This is a genomic window from Streptomyces sp. NPDC054866, from assembly GCF_053610745.1.
Genome location: NZ_JBSGZA010000001.1, coordinates 688,498 through 705,078, shown reverse-complemented (window position 1 = coordinate 705,078; position 16,581 = coordinate 688,498). Strand labels below are relative to the sequence as shown.

Here is a 16,581-nt window from a genome sequence, read left to right as displayed (position 1 = left end):
CCATCGGCGTACGAGCCCCTGTCCGTGATCCTTGCACAGGCCGGGGTTGCGGGCACGTCGGCGGTCGTCCGCCCTGCTCGCCCCCGGCCGGGTTCACCCCGTCCGCCCTGCCACCAGCCACTTCGACAGCAGTTCGATCCGCGTTCCGTCCGGCATGAACTCGGTGGTCATGAGCGGCAGTTCACCGCTCGCGAGCACCGTGAGGCCCGCCGCCGCGACGTACTCCGGCACCGCGGCGTCCTCGACCTCGCCCGGTGCGATGCCGTGCGCGAACACCGGCGCCAGCTTCGGCGGCGGGCCGTCGGGGCTCTGGGCGAGGCCCTTCAGGACCGCCCCCGCGGACTCGGCGAGCTCGACGACGAACGCTCTGCCGCGCTCGCCGACCAGCGCCGCGATGCCGTCGACGAGCGGCTGGCGGTCATCGGGATCGCACTGGTGGAGGACTCCGCGCATGTAGACGTTCACGTCGCCGAGTTCCGCGTGCAGCTGCTCGGCCTCCGCCTTCTCCGCGGCGTCGACCTGCCGGAACTCCACCTGTCCCGCCGGGTCGGCGTTCCGTGCGTGCCGCAGGGCGGCTGCGGAGAGGTCGGCGCCGAGGACGCGGGGGTAGCGGTCGGCGAGGAAGCGGGTCTGGGTGCCGTTGCCGCAGCCGAGGTCCACGACGGGCAGGCCCGCGGCCGCCAAGTGCGGTTCGAAGAGGGAGAGATGGATCCCGACGGTGAGCGCGGGTTCGGCGTCCCAGAAGACCGCCCCCGGTTCGCCGGGAGCCTCCCGCCAGAACCCCTCCCACGCCTCTCTGTACCGACTCGTGACGCTCATGCCCAGCTCCCCAGGATGCGACGACGGCCGCCGAAGCCGACGGCAAGATCGGTCTACCGCGCCCTGGGTGCAGGGACAAGTCACCTGCGCAATCAATCACTTGGTGCGCGGCGGCCCCAGCTCGAACCACACGGTCTTGCCGGAGGCCGTACGGCTTGTCCCCCACTCCTTGGCGAGCACGCTGACGATCCGCAGTCCGCGCCCGAACTCGTCGCCCGGGCCCGCGCTCAGGAGCGTGGGCAGGGTGTGGTCGTCGTCCTCGACCTCGCAGATCAGCGTGGCCCCGGAGCGGACCAGGCGCAGCTCGACGCTGCCGCCGCGCGAGTGCCGTACGGCGTTGGTGACCAGCTCGCTCACCAGAAGCTCGGCGGTCTCGGTGAGATCGTCACGGGCCCAGGCGGGCAGCTGGTCGCGGACCAGGTCGCGCGCCCTGCTGACCTCGCTCGGGTCGAGCGCGAGCCGCCAGCTCGCGACGTCCTCGTCCGCGACGCCGTTCAGGCGTGCCATCAGGAGGGCCACGTCGTCCTTGCGTCCGCCGCGGGTGTTGAGCGCGCGGATGATGGTGTCGCAGGCGTCGTCCATGGAGGCGGCCGGGTGGGCCGCGGACTCGGTGAGCGTGGCGAGGCCGACGCCGATGTCCTCGCCGCGGACCTCGACGAGGCCGTCGGTGCACATCAGGAGCCGGTCACCGGGGGCGACGCGCACGGTGACCGCCTCGAAGGGCACGCCTCCCACACCGATGGGTGCCCCTGTCGGCAGGTCGAGGAGTTCGCTGCGGCCGTCGTCGGCGCGGACGAGTACGGGCGGGATGTGTCCCGCGTTGGCGAGGTGCAGCTCGCTCGCGATGGGGTCGTAGACCGCGTACAGGCACGTAGCGAGGTAGTGCTCGCCGAGCCGCTGTGCCAGGTCGTCGAGGTTGCGCAGGAGCTGGGCGGGCGGCAGGTCCAGGGCGGCCATGGTCTGCACGGCGGTGCGCAACTGGCCCATCATGGCGGCCGAGTTGAGGCCGTGGCCCATCACGTCGCCGACGACGAGCGCGGTGCGCGATCCGGGCAGTTTCACGGAGTCGAACCAGTCGCCGCCGACCCGGCCGAGGAGCGTGCCCGGCAGATAGCGCGTGGCGATGTCGCAGCCCGTCATGCGCGGCTCGATGTGCGGAAGCATGCTGTCCTGGAGGGTGTCGGCGACGCTCTCCTGGTAGGTGTACATGCGGGCGTTGTCGAGCACGAGGCCCGCGCGGGCGGCGAGTTCGGCGCCGGTGACGCGGTCCATGTCGTTGAAGACGGCCCGCTCCTGGTGGCGCAGCAGGATCATGAATCCGAGCACCACATTGCGGGCCTTCAGGGGTACGACGAGCATCGAGCGGTGGTTGATGAGCGGGCGGATGTCGCGCTTCTCGAACTGCGAGGCGATCGCGTTGCCCATCTCCTCGGTGATGCGCGGCACGAGGACGGGGTCACCGGTCGTCATGCACTGGAAGAACGGGGTGTGCGACGGGAACGGCATGGATTCGCCGACGGGCACGACGTCGTCCCAGCGGCCGGGCTCGTCCGTGTGCTCCACGGCGACCCGGTGCCACAGCGTCGTCTCGTCCGGCGGCCCCTCGGGGAAGCCCTCGCCCGCGACGACCTGTTCGCGCAGGTAGGTGCCCGCGACGTCCGTGAACCTCGGCACGACGGCCCGGCTGACCTCGATGATCGTCTGCGAGAGGTCGAGCGAGGAGCCGATGCGCCCGCTGACCTCGTTCAGGAACTCCAGGTGCTCGCGCACCGCCGCGTACTCAAGGTCCTCGCCGTCCTCGCCGTCCTCGCCCTCGTCGGACGCGGCGGGCTGGGGCGTGCCGCCATCCGCTGCGGCCTTCTGGGCGCGCAGCCTGCGGGCCTTGCGCTCGGCGCGCCGCGGCACGCCCCAGTCGGGGGTGACGGGCACGCGGTCGTGCTTGCTGAACTCCAGGACGGGATAGCCCAGTTCGAGGATCTGCGCCACGATGCGGGAGCTCTCGCCCACGCTCATGCTGGGCAGGATCTCAGGCAGCCGGCCGGCCAGTTCGTCGGCTCCGGGGAAGTCCGTGTGCAGGGCGAACCCCGGTGCTATCCGCTCGACCTGACCCGGCTCGCGGTCGTCGTCTTCGGCCAGTCGGCCGGCGTCCGCCGCGAGCACGAGCAGCCGCTCCGGTCCGGGGCCGACGAGGGGGTACGCCCACCACAGGACGTCCACCCTGTGGTCTTCGCCGCCGGGCACGGAAAGGCGGGCGCGCCCGGCGGCGGGGTACGAGATGCGTCCGTCGAGGGAGGTCTCCAGGTCGGGGCCGAGGCCGTCGTACTCGCCGTAGTTCGTGTGTTCCTCGGGGATCGCGCCCGCCACCGGAAGCAGGTCGCCCGCCGGGCTTCCGACGGCCACCTCCTTCGCGTACCCGAACAGCTTCCGCGCGCCGGTGCTCCAGTGCGAGACGAGGCCCGCGGCGTCGATCACGACCACGGCGAGGGGGATCCGGCCGGCCACGGCGTGCTGCGCCACCGGTCCGTCCGGGGTGCCGTATTCCATGGCCAACGCTCCTTCCGGCGGCACCGCGAAGGCCTGCGCCGCCCCAACCACCGTACGACCGGCACAGGTTGCCATGCGGGGCAATGGGGGAATTGGGAGCCACGGGGGCGCCTCCGGCGGGTATTTTCCCTACGCCCCCCGCGAAACAGGGGCCGACAGGGCTCAGTCTTCGTGGCCCAGCTGGAGATCCCGTTCCGTGCGCCCCCCGCCCGCGACCTGGAGCACGGTCGCCACCGGTGGGTAGCCCGCGGCGATGACCGTGTACTCGCCGGACGACAGATCGATGAACCGGAAGGTGCCGTCCTCCCTGGTCGTGAGGGTGTCCACGACGTTGCCCGCCGCGTCGAGCAGCGTCACGCGGGCGTCCTCCACCGGCCGCCCGCCGCTGGCCCGCACGGTTCCGCGCAGGACGGCTCCGCCCGCGAGCTCGACGTCCTGCCGGGTCTCGCGGGCCGCCTGCACGGTGACGGGCAGGGCAGCCGGGCGGAAGGCGGGGGCGCTGGCGGCCAGGGTGTACTCGCCGGCCACCAACTCCGTGATCACATAGCCGCCTTCGCGTCCGCTGCGGGTGGTGGCGACGACCTCCCCGCGGACGTCGGTGAGGGTCACCGCGGCGTCCCTGACCGGAGTCCCGTCGGCGGTGACCACGCTGCCGGCCAGGCGTCCCGCGCCGCCGAGCACCACGTCGAGCTCCACGGGCCGCTCGCCGACGGTGACGGTGACCGCCTGCGGCTGGTGGCCGCCCGCGGCCGCGATCAGGACGAACGATCCGGTGCCCGGCGTGGCGAGCGCGTACCGCCCGTCGTCGCCGCTCGCGCCGCGGCCGATCTGCCGGCCCCCGACGTCGATGAGGGTCAGGGCGGCGCGGGGCACCACGGTGCCGTCCGGGTGCTGCACGGTGCCGCAGACGGGCACCCCGGCGGCGTACGACGTGCGGGCCTGGGGGATGGGCGTGGGCGCGGCCGTGGGGGCGTCCTGGGACGCTGCGCTGGACAACAGGGGAGTCTCCTTGAGGAAGAAGGTGATCAGCATGCCGAGGGCGAGCACCGGCACCAGGTAGAGGAAGATGCGGGGCATCGCGTCGGCGTACGCCTGGATGTAGCCCTCGCGCAGCGGGGCGGGCATCGCGTGGACGAGCTGCGGGGTGATGGCCTCGGGGTCGGGAAGACCGGCCCCGGCCGGGATGCGGTCGGCGAGGGAGTCCGCGAGCCGGTCGGCGAAGAGCGTGCCGAAGATCGCGGCGCCGACGCTGCCGCCGATCTGCCGGAAGTAGTTGTTGGCGCTGGTGGCCGTGCCGAGGTCGGACGGGCGTACGGCGTTCTGCACGGCGAGGATGAGCACGGGCATGACGAGGCCGACTCCCGCGCCGAGTACGGCCATCCAGATGCTGTAGTGCAGCCGGGGTGTGTCGGCTTCGAGCCGGGAGAGCAGCCACATGCCGATGACGGACAGGATGCCGCCGAGGACCGGATAGATCTTGTAGCGGCCGGTGTGGCTGATGAGCTGGCCGGAGAGGATGGAGGCGCCGACGATGCCGCCCATCATCGGCAGCATGAGCAGTCCGGACTCGGTGGCGCTCGCGCCGTCGACCATCTGGAGGAAGGTCGGCAGGTAACTGGCCGCTCCGAAGAGGGCGATGCCGACGACCACGCCCACGAGGCCGGTGACGTTGAAGACCGAATCACGGAACAGGCGCAGGGGGATGATCGGTTCTGCGGCGAAGTGTTCGGCGACGACGAAGAGGACGACCGAGGCGACGGCCCCGGCCGCGAGCCCCAGGATGACGCGCGAGCCCCACGCGTACTCGGTGCCGCCCCAACTGGTCAGGAGCACGAGGCAGGTGGAGGCGGAGGCGAGCAACAACGCGCCGATCACGTCGAGTCGGGCCTTCGCGGTGGGCTTGGGCAGCTTGAGACCGAAGCTGACGACGGCGAAGGTGACCAGGCCGAAGGGCACGTTGAAGTAGAAGCACCAGCGCCAGGTGACGTGGTCGGTGAAGAACCCGCCGAGCAGCGGCCCGGCGACCGACGCGAGGCCGAACGCGGCGCCGATCAGGCCCATATAGCGGCCGCGTTCCCGGGGCGGGACAATGTCCGCGATGATCGCCTGTACGCCGATCATGAGGCCGCCCGCGCCGACGCCCTGGAGGGCGCGGAAGGCGATGAGCTGGTCCATCGTGCGGGACCAACCGGCAAGCGCGGAGCCGACGATGAAGATGAGGATCGCGAACTGGAAGACGCCTTTGCGCCCGAAGAGATCCCCGAGCTTGCCGTAGATGGGCAGGCCGATCGTGGACGTGAGCAGATAGGCGGTGATCGCCCAGGACATCTTGTCCAGGCCGTGCAGTTCACCGACGATCTTCGGGAGCGCGGTGGCGACGATCATCTGCTCGAGGGCGGCGAGCAGCAGGGCGAGCATGAGCCCGACGAAGACCATCCGGACGCGTCCGGGGCTGAGCCCTGCCGCCGCCGACACGTGCTCCCCGGGCGGTGGCGCCTCCGCGACACCCGGAGGCACCACGCCCACCGCCAAGTCCCCCTGCTCGGCGCCCTTCACCAGCGTCGTGCCGCCCACGTCCTGCTCCCCTCGTCTGCGCCTGCGCCGCATTTCTCGCATTACGCGACAACTGCGAGCAAGCGCGACGAGTCGCCCCCGCACGGGGCCCGGCACACGTATGCGCCGGTAGGAGCCCTACGCCGTACAACTGGCCCGAACAGAAAACCACTCGAAACGGTGAGCGTGACAACAACCCTTATGGGCTACCGGAGTTGAGGACCGGCCATACGTCGCCCTACTTCTCGACCTCTGCGGCGAGCTTGCCGAGCACCTCGTCGTAGATCCGCCCGAGCCCCTTGGGCGCGAAGGTCTTCTCGAAGAAGCCGCCGATGCCGCCCGCGCCGTTCCACACGGTGGAGACGACCACGCGCGCCTTGCCCTCGCCCGCCGGGGTCACGGTCCAGGTGGTGACCATGGAGGAGTTGCGGTCCTTCTCGACGAGTTCCCCGTCGGTCGGCTCGCTGACCTCCAGGAGGCAGTCCCGGATGCGCTTGCTGGTGGCCTGCAGCTTCCAGTGGACGAGCGTCCCCTCGCCGTCGCCGCCCTCACGCACCTCGAACTCGCTGAAGTGCTCCGACAGGATCTTCGGACGCGTGCCTTCGTAGTCGGCGAGCGCGTCGAAGACGTCCTCCGGCTGCGCCGTGATGATCCGCTCCGTGGTCGCCTCGACCTGCGCCATGGCACTTCCTCCAGCACTCGGTTGTTCAGGGGTGATCCCCGGAAGCCAACCACCCTGCGTACCGGGCCCTCAAATCGGGGTCGCCGCGTAGCCCCTCGCACGATCAAGGGAACGTATGTTCTATTCTGTGGTCAGTGCTACCGAGGAGGCGTCATGCGCTGGGAGAACCTCGCCGACGGGCCGTCACGGGGTGTCGCGGATGCCGCGCTGTTCGGCGCGGACGCGGTCACGACCAGGACCTTCGACACCCCTGAATTCGCAGGGATCACATTCCACGAGATCCGGGCCAGAACGATCGTGAACCGGGTGCCGGGAGCGTCCCGCATGCCGTTCGAATGGACGGTCAATCCGTACCGGGGCTGCACGCACGCGTGCGTCTACTGTTTCGCCCGCAAGACGCACAGCTATCTGGACCTGGACACCGGGCTCGGCTTCGACAGTCAGATCGTGGTCAAGGTCAACGCGCCCGACCTGGTGCGCCGCCGGCTCGCCTCACCCCGCTGGCACGGCGAGCACATCGCGATGGGCACGAACGTCGACTGCTACCAGCGGGCCGAGGGGCGCTACGGGCTCATGCCCGGGATCATCGCCGCCCTGCGCGATCACGCGAACCCCTTCTCCATCCTCACGAAGGGCACGCTCATCCTGCGGGACCTCGACCTGCTGCGGCAGGCCGCCGCCGTCACCGACGTGGGGATCTCGGTGTCCGTCGGCTTCGTCGACCAGGACCTGTGGCGCACCGTCGAGCCGGGCACGCCCGCTCCGGAGCGGCGGCTCGACGTCGTACGGACGCTGACCGGTCACGGCATCGGGTGCGGGGTCCTGATGGCGCCGGTGATCCCGTTCATCGGGGACAGGCCGGAGCAACTCCGGGCGACCGTACGGGCCATAGCCGCCTCGGGGGCGACTTCCGTGACCCCGCTCGTGCTGCATCTGCGGCCGGGAGCGCGCGAGTGGTTCATGGCCTGGCTGGAGCAGCATCATCCGTATCTCGTGCGGCGCTACGAACGGCTGTACGCGGAAGGCGCCTACGCACCCAAGTGGTACCAGCGCCGGATCACCCGCCAAGTACACGAACTGGCCGAGGAATTCGGCATCGGCCCCACACGCGCGGGCGCCACCCGCCGCATCCGCCCCCCGGAGCCCCCCGAGCCCGAGCCCGCTCCACCCGGCGGCACTCAGCTCACTCTGCTCTGAACCCATGGTCCAGGATGGGCACATGAGCCGACTGACCCACATCAACGCCCCCGACGGCGTCTTCCCCGCCACCGCGTACACGCACGTCGTCATGGGCACCGGCCGCTTCGTCGCGATCTCCGGGCAGCTGCCCCTGGACGAGAACGGCGAGCTGGTCGGCGAGGGCGATCCGGCCGCCCAGGCGCGCCAGGTCTTCGACAATCTGCGGCGCTGCCTGCTGGCCGCGGGCGGCGGCTTCGACGACATCGTGAAACTGACGTACTACGTCACGGACATGGCGCACATGCCCGCGATCCGGGCGGCCCGGGACGCCCACCTGGACCCGGCGCGGCTCCCGGCGTCCTCCGCGGTGCAGGTCGCGGGTCTTGTCTCGCCGCAGTTCCTGATGGAGATCGAGGCGTACGCCGTCCTCTAGCCCGGCAGACGGGCCAGGGCCGCGGACGCCGCCGCCGCCAGTCGTGGATAGGCGCACGCCTGTGTCAGGACGGGGCGGGCCCGTGGGTCCCCCAGGGCTCCCAGGCCCTCCACGCACGCGAGGGCGATCTTTCCGTACGGATCGTGCGGGGCGAGTCTGCGCTTCAGCGTGGTGATCAGGGCGGGCGCCGACTCGGGCGCGCGCAGCTCGGTGAGCAGACGCACCGGGTAGAGGGCGTAGGCGACGCGCAGCTCATTGGTGGCCAGGGCGGCTGCCGCCCGTGCCGTACGCGGGTCGCCGAGGCGGGCCAGGGCGTACGCCGCCGCCGCGCACCGCGAGGGGTCCCGGTGGTTCAGGAGCAGCACCAGGGACTCGAAGGCCCTGCTGTCCCCGGCGGCGCCGAGACGGACCGCCGCGAGCTCCCGTGCCCACAGTGGCTGACCCGCCGCGGCGAGCACCTCCGCCAGTTCCTCCACATCGCCGGTCGCGACCAGCCTCTCGTAACTCTCCGAGACTCCTGCCTCGCGGCGTAAGCGTTCCGTCACCGTGCGCAACTCCACGTCCATGACGGGGAGCCTATCCGCGATGCAGATCACAAACCCTGGGGACTGGCGCGCTCGTTACTCGCCGGTTAATCTCAAGTGAGCGGGGCACACTCCCCGTGAGCAGTACCCCTCCTCATGGCGGCCTGGTGACGCAGCCGTCGTGAGTGTCTGTCGGTTCGGTGCTTCGAGCACCTCAGCTCCATCCAGTACGACGCGGCTCCGGGACAGAGCCGGTCGACTCCTCACGGGCGTGCGCCCTTGGCCGCCCGGTCACGACACGCAGCAGCTCATCTCCCGTACGCCGCGCCGCCGTTGCCGCGCACCGCGTGCACCCCTCAGTCGTCACTCACTTCCTGGAGTCCACGCATGGACACTCCCTTGAACACCGTCGCCGTGATCGGTCTCGGCACGATGGGCACCGGCATCGCCGAGGTCCTGGCCCGCGCGGGACGCGAGGTCATCGGCATCGACATCAGCGAGGCCGCGGGCGCCCAGGCCGTCGCCGCCATCGAGTCGTCCACCGCGCGGGCCGTGCGCCGTGAGCAGCTCACCGAGGACGAGCGCTGTGACGCGCTCGCCCGCGTCCGCACCTTCACCGACCTCCAGGCCGCGGCCGACGCCGACCTGGTGATCGAGGTCGCCCCGGAGTCGTACGAGATCAAGCAGCAGATCATCCGCGAACTCGACGGCGTCGTGCGCCCCGAGACGATCATCGCGACCGGCACGAACGCGCTGTCCGTGACCCGTCTCGCCGCCGAATCGCAGCGCCCCGAGCGGGTGCTCGGCCTGCACTTCTTCAACCCGGCCCCGGCGATGAAGCTCGTCGAGGTGGTCTCGTCCGTGCTGACCGCGCCCGCGGCCGTCGCCTCCGTCACCGACCTCGCGTACGCCCTCGGCAAGGAGCCCGTCGCGGTCGGCGACCGGCCCGGATTCGTCGCCGACGGCCTGCTCTTCGGCTACCTCAACCAGGCTGCCGCGATGTACGAGGCCAAGTACGCCTCCCGCGAGGACATCGACGCCGCGATGCGTCTTGGCTGCGGCCTCCCGATGGGCCCCCTGGCCCTGCTCGACCTGATCGGCGTCGACACCGCCCGCACGGTCCTCGACGCGATGTACTCCGAGTCCCACGACCGGCTGCACGCCCCCGCCCCGATCCTCAAGCAGCTCAGCGAGGCGGGCCTGACCGGACGCAAGTCGGGGCGCGGGTTCTACTCGTACGAGGAGCCCGGCAGTTCGGTCGTCGTGCGGGACGCGCTGACCCCGCCGGAGGACGGGCGGCTGAGCGGCGGGCGCACCATCCGCTCGGTCGGCGTCGCGGGATCGGGGACCATGGCATCCGGCATCGCCGAGGTCTTCGCCAAGGCCGGCTACGACGTGGTGCTCGCCGCGCGCAGCGAGGAGAAGGCGGAGAAGGCCAAGTCCCGTATCGCCAAGTCGCTTTCGCGCTCTGTCGACAAGGGGCGGATGACGGCGGAGACCGCGGCCAAGACCCTGGACCGGATCGTTCCCGCCGGTACGTACGACGCGTTCGCCGACGTCGATCTGGCACTTGAGGCGGTCGCCGAGGACCTGGAGATCAAGCAGCAGCTGTTCGCGGCGTTCGACAAGGTCTGCAAGGCGGGCGCGATCCTGGCGACCACCACCTCGTCCCTGCCGGTCGTCGCCTGCGCCCGCGCCACCTCGCGTCCCGGCGACGTGATCGGCATGCACTTCTTCAACCCGGCCCCGGCGATGAAGCTGGTCGAGGTGGTCCGCACGGTCCTCACGGACGACGACGTGCACGCGACGGTCCGCCAGGTCTGCGCGACCATCAAGAAGCACCCGGTGGACTGCGGCGACCGCGCGGGCTTCATCGTGAACGCGCTCCTGTTCCCCTACCTCAACAACGCCATCAAGATGGTCCAGGAGCACTACGCGACGCTCGACGACATCGACGCCGCGATGAAGCTCGGCGGCGGCTACCCCATGGGCCCCTTCGAGCTCCTGGACGTCGTCGGCCTGGACGTCTCGCTCGCCATCGAGAAGGTCCTGCACCGCGAGTTCCGCGACCCGGGCCTGGCCCCCGCTCCTCTGCTCGAACACCTGGTGGCCGCGGGCTGCCTCGGCCGCAAGACCGGCCGCGGCTTCCGCGAATATGCCCGACGGTAAGCCGGGGTCGGACGGGGGCGCACCTGAAGACAGACCGCGCACGGACTGGGGCGGGCTGCTCGACCCTTCGGGCGGCCCCGTCCCGCAGGAGCACTCGGCTGCGCATATGCAGTACGTTCGGGTCATGCCCAAGGCCGCCAAGTCCTCACGTACGCCCGCTACGCCCGACGCTCCGGAGAGCGCGGCCGGCAGCCGCGCCGCCGCCCAACGCCTCAAGATGCGCCGGGAGCTTGCGGCGGCCGCGATGGAGCTCTTCGCGTCCAAGGGGTACGAGGCGACGACGGTCGACGAGATCGCCGCGCAGGCCGGTGTCGCCCGCCGGACCTTCTTCCGCCACTTCCGCTCCAAGGAAGAGGCGATCTTCCCGGACCACGACGACACCTTGATCCGGGCGGAAGCGGTGCTCAACGCGGCGCCGCCGCACGAGCACCCGCTCGACACGGTGTGCCGTGGCATCAAGGAAGTCATGAAGATGTACGCGGCGTCGCCCGCCGTGTCCGTCGAGCGCTACCGCCTGACGCGCGAGGTGCCCACCCTGCGCGAGCGGGAGATCGCCTCGGTGGCCCGTTACGAACGGCTCTTCACGCGCTATCTCCTGGGCCACTTCGACGAGCAGGCCCACCACGACGGCAACGACGACCCCCTCCTGGCGGAGGTCGCGGCGTCGGCGGTGGTGACCGCGCACAACCACGTCCTTCGCCGGTGGCTGCGTGCGGGCGGCCAGGGCGACGTGGAGACCCAGTTGGACCATGCCTTCGCCATCGTCCGCAGGACCTTCGGTTCGGGTATCGGGGCGGGGCGCGACACCACCACCGCTCCGTCGGCCTCGGTGAGCACCGGGGGCGACGTCCTGGTCACCGTGGCCCGGACGGACGCACCACTTGACGAGATCATGCGGACGATCGAGAAGGCGTTGCGGGAGTCGTAGATCCCGATTTCAGCCTCTTTGTCCTCGGCTTTCCAGGGGGCGCTACCCACGGGTAGCGCCCCCTTCGCCATGCCTCCACACCCTCTGACCTGCACTGATCGATCATCTATCAAAAATTGCTGGCACTCAGTGTCTTGCCGACTGGCACGCGGTGTCATACGTTGATGTTGTCCGGGCGGCCGGCGTGCAGAGAACCTTCGTACGTCGGCTGTCCCCACAAGCCACGGCTCGTGCGCCCGGACGCCTGCGTCACAGGCAACCTCCCGCGCCACACCAAGCGCTGCCGAGCAACACCTTCGCCGAACCGACGGCACACCCTCCACCACCTGCACCAGCAGCACCCGACGTAACCCTCAAGAGCGTGCTCCCCTCAAAGGGGGGCCGCACTTCGCCGGAGGCATCACCGTGAAGGAAATCCTGGACGCGATTCAGTCGCAGGACGCCAAGTCCGCCGACTTCGCCGCACTCCCCCTGCCCGACTCGTACCGCGCGATCACCGTGCACAAGGACGAGGCGGAGATGTTCGCCGGGCTCGAGACCCGCGACAAGGACCCCCGCAAGTCGATCCACCTGGACGACGTGCCGGTCCCCGAACTCGGCCCGGGCGAGGCCCTGGTGGCCGTGATGGCCTCCTCGGTCAACTACAACTCCGTGTGGACCTCGATCTTCGAGCCGGTGTCCACCTTCAGCTTCCTGGAGCGCTACGGCCGTCTGAGCGAGCTCACCAAGCGCCACGACCTGCCGTACCACATCATCGGCTCCGACCTGGCGGGCGTCGTGCTGCGCACCGGACCCGGCGTGAACGCCTGGAACCCGGGCGACGAGGTCGTCGCGCACTGCCTGAGCGTCGAGCTGGAGTCCTCCGACGGCCACAACGACACGATGCTCGACCCCGAGCAGCGCATCTGGGGCTTCGAGACGAACTTCGGCGGCCTCGCCGAGATCGCCCTGGTCAAGTCCAACCAGCTCATGCCCAAGCCGGACCACCTGAGCTGGGAGGAGGCCGCATCCCCCGGCCTGGTGAACTCCACCGCCTACCGCCAGCTGGTCTCGCGCAACGGCGCCGGCATGAAGCAGGGCGACAACGTCCTGATCTGGGGCGCGAGCGGCGGACTCGGCTCCTACGCCACCCAGTTCGCCCTGGCCGGCGGCGCCAACCCCATCTGTGTCGTGTCCAGCCCGGAGAAGGCCGCCATCTGTGAGGCCATGGGCGCGGAGGCGGTCATCGACCGCAACGCCGAGGGCTACAAGTTCTGGAAGGACGAGCACACCCAGGACCCCAAGGAGTGGAAGCGCTTCGGCAAGCGCATCCGCGAGCTCACCGGCGGCGAGGACGTGGACATCGTCTTCGAGCACCCGGGCCGCGAGACCTTCGGCGCCTCGGTCTACGTCACCCGCAAGGGCGGCACCATCGTCACCTGCGCCTCGACCTCGGGCTACAACCACGAGTACGACAACCGCTACCTGTGGATGTCCCTGAAGCGGATCATCGGCTCGCACTTCGCGAACTACCGCGAGGCCTGGGAGGCCAACCGCCTCATCGCCAAGGGCAAGATCCACCCCACCCTCTCCCGCGTCTACTCCCTGGAGGAGACCGGGCAGGCCGCCTACGACGTGCACCGCAACCTCCACCAGGGCAAGGTCGGCGTCCTCGCCCTCGCGCCCCAGGAGGGCCTCGGCGTGCGCGACCCCGAGATGCGGGCCAAGCACATCGACGCGATCAACCGCTTCCGGAACGTCTGAGGGCTGAGGGTTCGCACATGACAGAGCGTCAGAAGGACCGGCCGTGGCTCATGCGGACCTATGCCGGTCACTCCACGGCCGAGGCGTCCAACGAGCTGTACCGGCGCAACCTCGCCAAGGGTCAGACGGGCCTCTCGGTCGCGTTCGACCTGCCCACGCAGACCGGCTACGACCCGGACCACATCCTCGCCCGCGGTGAGGTCGGCCGGGTCGGTGTGCCCGTCTCGCACGTGGGCGACATGCGGCGGCTGTTCCAGGACATCCCCCTGGACCAGATGAACACCTCGATGACGATCAACGCCACGGCCATGTGGCTTCTGGCGCTCTATCAGGTGGTGGCGGAGGAGCAGGGCGTGGACATCACGCAGCTCCAGGGGACGACGCAGAACGACATCGTCAAGGAGTACCTCTCGCGCGGGACGCACGTCTTCCCGCCGGTGCCCTCCCTCCGCCTCACCACCGACATGATCACGTACACGGTGGCGCACATACCCAAGTGGAACCCGATCAACATCTGCAGCTACCACTTGCAGGAGGCCGGGGCCACTCCGGTGCAGGAGATCGCGTACGCGATGTCCACCGCCATCGCCGTCCTCGACGCCGTGCGCGACTCCGGCCAGGTGCCGGAAGAGAAGTTCGGTGACGTCGTCGCCCGTATCTCCTTCTTCGTGAACGCGGGTGTCCGCTTCGTCGAGGAGATGTGCAAGATGCGGGCGTTCGGCCGCATCTGGGACCGGATCACGCGCGAGCGGTACGGCATCACCAACCCCAAGCAGCGCCGCTTCCGCTACGGCGTTCAGGTCAACTCCCTGGGCCTGACCGAGGCGCAGCCCGAGAACAACGTGCAGCGCATCGTCCTGGAGATGCTGGCCGTCACGCTCTCCAAGGACGCACGCGCGCGTGCCGTGCAGCTTCCCGCCTGGAACGAGGCCCTGGGTCTGCCGCGGCCGTGGGACCAGCAGTGGTCGCTGCGTATCCAGCAGGTGCTCGCCCTGGAGAGCGATCTCCTGGAGTACGAGGACATCTTCGACGGCAGCCACGTCATCGAGGCCAAGGTGGAGTCCCTCGTCGAGGAGTCGCTCGCCGAGATGGACCGCATCGAGCAGATGGGCGGCGCGATGGCCGCCGTCGAGTCCGGCTACCTGAAGTCGCAGCTCGTCTCCTCGCACGCCGAGCGCAGGGCGCGCATCGAGTCGGGCGAGGAGAAGATCGTCGGCGTCAACGCCTACGAGTCGACCGAGCCGAACCCGCTCACCGCGGACCTGGACACCGCGATCATGACGGTCGACCCGGCCGTCGAGAACCGCGTCGTGCGCGCGCTCGGCACCTGGCGCGACACCCGCTACCAGCCGCCGTTCAACCACCCGCGCCCCTGCAAGGCCCTGGACCGGCTCAAGGAGGTCGCCGCCGGCACGGGCAACCTCATGGAGGCCACCCTGGAGTGCGCACGCGCCGGTGTGACGACCGGGGAGTGGGCCGGCGCCCTGCGGGAGGTGTTCGGGGAGTTCCGGGCGCCCACGGGTGTCTCCAGCGCTCCGGTGGCCGTCACCGCGGAGGCGGGCACGCCGCTGGCCCTCGTCCGCGACAAGGTCGCCAAGACCGCCGCCGACCTCGGCACCGGCAAGCTGCGCTTCCTGGTCGGCAAGCCGGGCCTCGACGGGCACTCCAACGGGGCCGAGCAGATCGCGGTGCGTGCGCGTGACGCCGGCTTCGAGGTCGTCTACCAGGGCATCAGGCTCACGCCCGAGCAGATCGTCGACGCGGCCCTCGCGGAGGACGTGCACGCCGTGGGCCTCTCGATCCTCTCCGGCTCGCACGCGCAGCTCGTGCCGGACGTGCTCGTGCGCCTGCGCGACGCGGGCGCGCCCGACATCCCCGTCATCGCGGGCGGCATCATCCCCAACAGCGACGCCGAGGACCTGAAGGCGGCGGGTGTGGCCGCCGTCTTCACCCCCAAGGACTTCGGCATCACCGAGATCATCGGCCGTATCGTCGACGAGATCCGGAAAGCGAACAAGCTCGACCCTCTGGAGGTCCCCGCATGACCGCGCCCATCAACCGCCTGCGCCCCCGCCGTTCGTGTCTGGCGGTACCGGGTTCGAACCCGCGCTTCCTGGAGAAGGCCCAGGGCCTCCCCGCCGACCAGGTCTTCCTCGACCTGGAGGACGCCTGCGCGCCGCTCGCCAAGCCGGAGGCCCGGCACACCATCGTCAAGTTCCTCAACGAGGGCGACTGGACGGGCAAGACGCGTGTGGTGCGCGTGAACGACTGGACGACCGAGTGGACGTACCGCGACGTCGTCACGGTCGTCGAGGGCGCGGGCCAGAACCTCGACTGCATCATGCTGCCGAAGGTTCAGACCGCCGACCAGGTCGTCGCGCTCGACTTCCTGCTCACGCAGATCGAGAAGACGATGGGCTTCGAGGTCGGCAAGATCGGCATCGAGGCGCAGATCGAGAACGCGCAGGGCCTCAACAACGTCAACGCGATCGCGCAGGCGTCGCCGCGCGTCGAGACGATCATCTTCGGCCCGGCCGACTTCATGGCGTCCATCAACATGAAGTCCCTGGTCGTCGGCGAGCAGCCGCCCGGCTACCCGGCGGACGCCTACCACTTCATCCTGATGAAGATCCTGATGGCCGCCCGCGCCAACAACCTCCAGGCGATCGACGGCCCTTACCTCCAGATCAAGAACGTCGACGGCTACCGCGAGGTCGCGAACCGCGCCGCCGCGCTCGGCTTCGACGGCAAGTGGGTCCTGCACCCCGGCCAGGTCGACGCCGCGAACGAGGTCTTCTCGCCCTCCCAGGAGGACTACGACCACGCCGAGCTGATCCTGGACGCCTACGACTTCTACACCTCCGAGGCGGGCGGGAAGAAGGGCTCGGCGATGCTCGGCGACGAGATGATCGACGAAGCGAGCCGCAAGATGGCGCTCGTCATCTCGGGCAAGGGGCGCGCCGCGGGCATGACCCGTACCTCCAAGTTCGAAGCCCCGGAGGCCTGA

General features: G+C 70.2%; 12 protein-coding genes. 7 read left to right on the top strand and 5 right to left on the bottom strand.

All coding sequences use genetic code 11. The features are described 5' to 3' along the window. Positions 1-93 precede the first annotated feature (93 nt). The 4 genes from ACWGI2_RS02985 to ACWGI2_RS02970 form a co-directional block, all read right to left on the bottom strand. On the bottom strand, positions 94-819 hold the full coding sequence (locus ACWGI2_RS02985) for a class I SAM-dependent methyltransferase (protein WP_453693405.1): 726 nt from the start codon (positions 817-819) through the stop codon (positions 94-96). A 96-nt stretch (positions 820-915) separates the two neighbouring features. After that, entirely contained in the window at positions 916-3,363 is a 2,448-nt protein-coding gene (locus ACWGI2_RS02980; protein WP_453693403.1) for a SpoIIE family protein phosphatase, read from the bottom strand. Between the two features lie 162 nt (positions 3,364-3,525). Then, positions 3,526-5,937 (bottom strand): MFS transporter, encoded by a 2,412-nt coding sequence (locus tag ACWGI2_RS02975; protein WP_453693401.1) that lies wholly within the window; start codon positions 5,935-5,937, stop codon positions 3,526-3,528. Between the two features lie 217 nt (positions 5,938-6,154). Further along, positions 6,155-6,598, bottom strand: a complete 444-nt coding sequence (locus ACWGI2_RS02970; protein WP_160508269.1) for an SRPBCC family protein — start codon at positions 6,596-6,598, stop codon at positions 6,155-6,157. A gap of 153 nt (positions 6,599-6,751) precedes the next feature. Between ACWGI2_RS02970 and ACWGI2_RS02965 the strand changes: the two genes are divergently transcribed. Then, complete coding sequence (locus ACWGI2_RS02965) at positions 6,752-7,795, top strand: Rv2578c family radical SAM protein (protein WP_453693399.1); 1,044 nt, start codon at positions 6,752-6,754, stop codon at positions 7,793-7,795. A 22-nt stretch (positions 7,796-7,817) separates the two neighbouring features. Next, positions 7,818-8,210, top strand: coding sequence for a RidA family protein (locus ACWGI2_RS02960; protein WP_453693397.1), 393 nt, complete (start codon positions 7,818-7,820; stop codon positions 8,208-8,210). On the opposite strand, the gene ACWGI2_RS02955 is transcribed toward ACWGI2_RS02960, so the two are convergent. Then, positions 8,207-8,776 carry an adenylosuccinate lyase gene (locus ACWGI2_RS02955; protein ID WP_453394363.1) on the bottom strand — a complete coding sequence of 190 codons (570 nt, stop codon included), beginning with the start codon at positions 8,774-8,776 and terminating at the stop codon, positions 8,207-8,209. The two genes, ACWGI2_RS02960 and ACWGI2_RS02955, sit on opposite strands and share 4 nt — an antisense overlap. Positions 8,777-9,121: 345 nt before the next feature. Between ACWGI2_RS02955 and ACWGI2_RS02950 the strand changes: the two genes are divergently transcribed. The 5 genes from ACWGI2_RS02950 (at position 9,122) to ACWGI2_RS02930 (ending at position 16,581) form a co-directional block, all read left to right on the top strand. Continuing rightward, a complete protein-coding gene (locus tag ACWGI2_RS02950; RefSeq protein ID WP_453693395.1) occupies positions 9,122-10,903 on the top strand; it encodes a 3-hydroxyacyl-CoA dehydrogenase family protein in 1,782 nt (593 codons plus the stop codon). A gap of 124 nt (positions 10,904-11,027) precedes the next feature. Further along, the gene (locus ACWGI2_RS02945) at positions 11,028-11,831 is read left to right on the top strand and encodes a TetR family transcriptional regulator (RefSeq protein ID WP_453394361.1); all 804 of its coding nucleotides are present in this window, start codon (positions 11,028-11,030) and stop codon (positions 11,829-11,831) included. A gap of 405 nt (positions 11,832-12,236) precedes the next feature. After that, the gene (ccrA, locus tag ACWGI2_RS02940) at positions 12,237-13,574 is read left to right on the top strand and encodes a crotonyl-CoA carboxylase/reductase (RefSeq protein WP_453693393.1); all 1,338 of its coding nucleotides are present in this window, start codon (positions 12,237-12,239) and stop codon (positions 13,572-13,574) included. Between the two features lie 17 nt (positions 13,575-13,591). Next, entirely contained in the window at positions 13,592-15,619 is a 2,028-nt protein-coding gene (locus ACWGI2_RS02935) for a protein meaA (protein ID WP_453693391.1), read from the top strand. Then, positions 15,616-16,581, top strand: coding sequence for an HpcH/HpaI aldolase/citrate lyase family protein (locus ACWGI2_RS02930; RefSeq protein WP_160508253.1), 966 nt, complete (start codon positions 15,616-15,618; stop codon positions 16,579-16,581). The genes ACWGI2_RS02935 and ACWGI2_RS02930 overlap by 4 nt, the downstream gene beginning before the upstream one ends.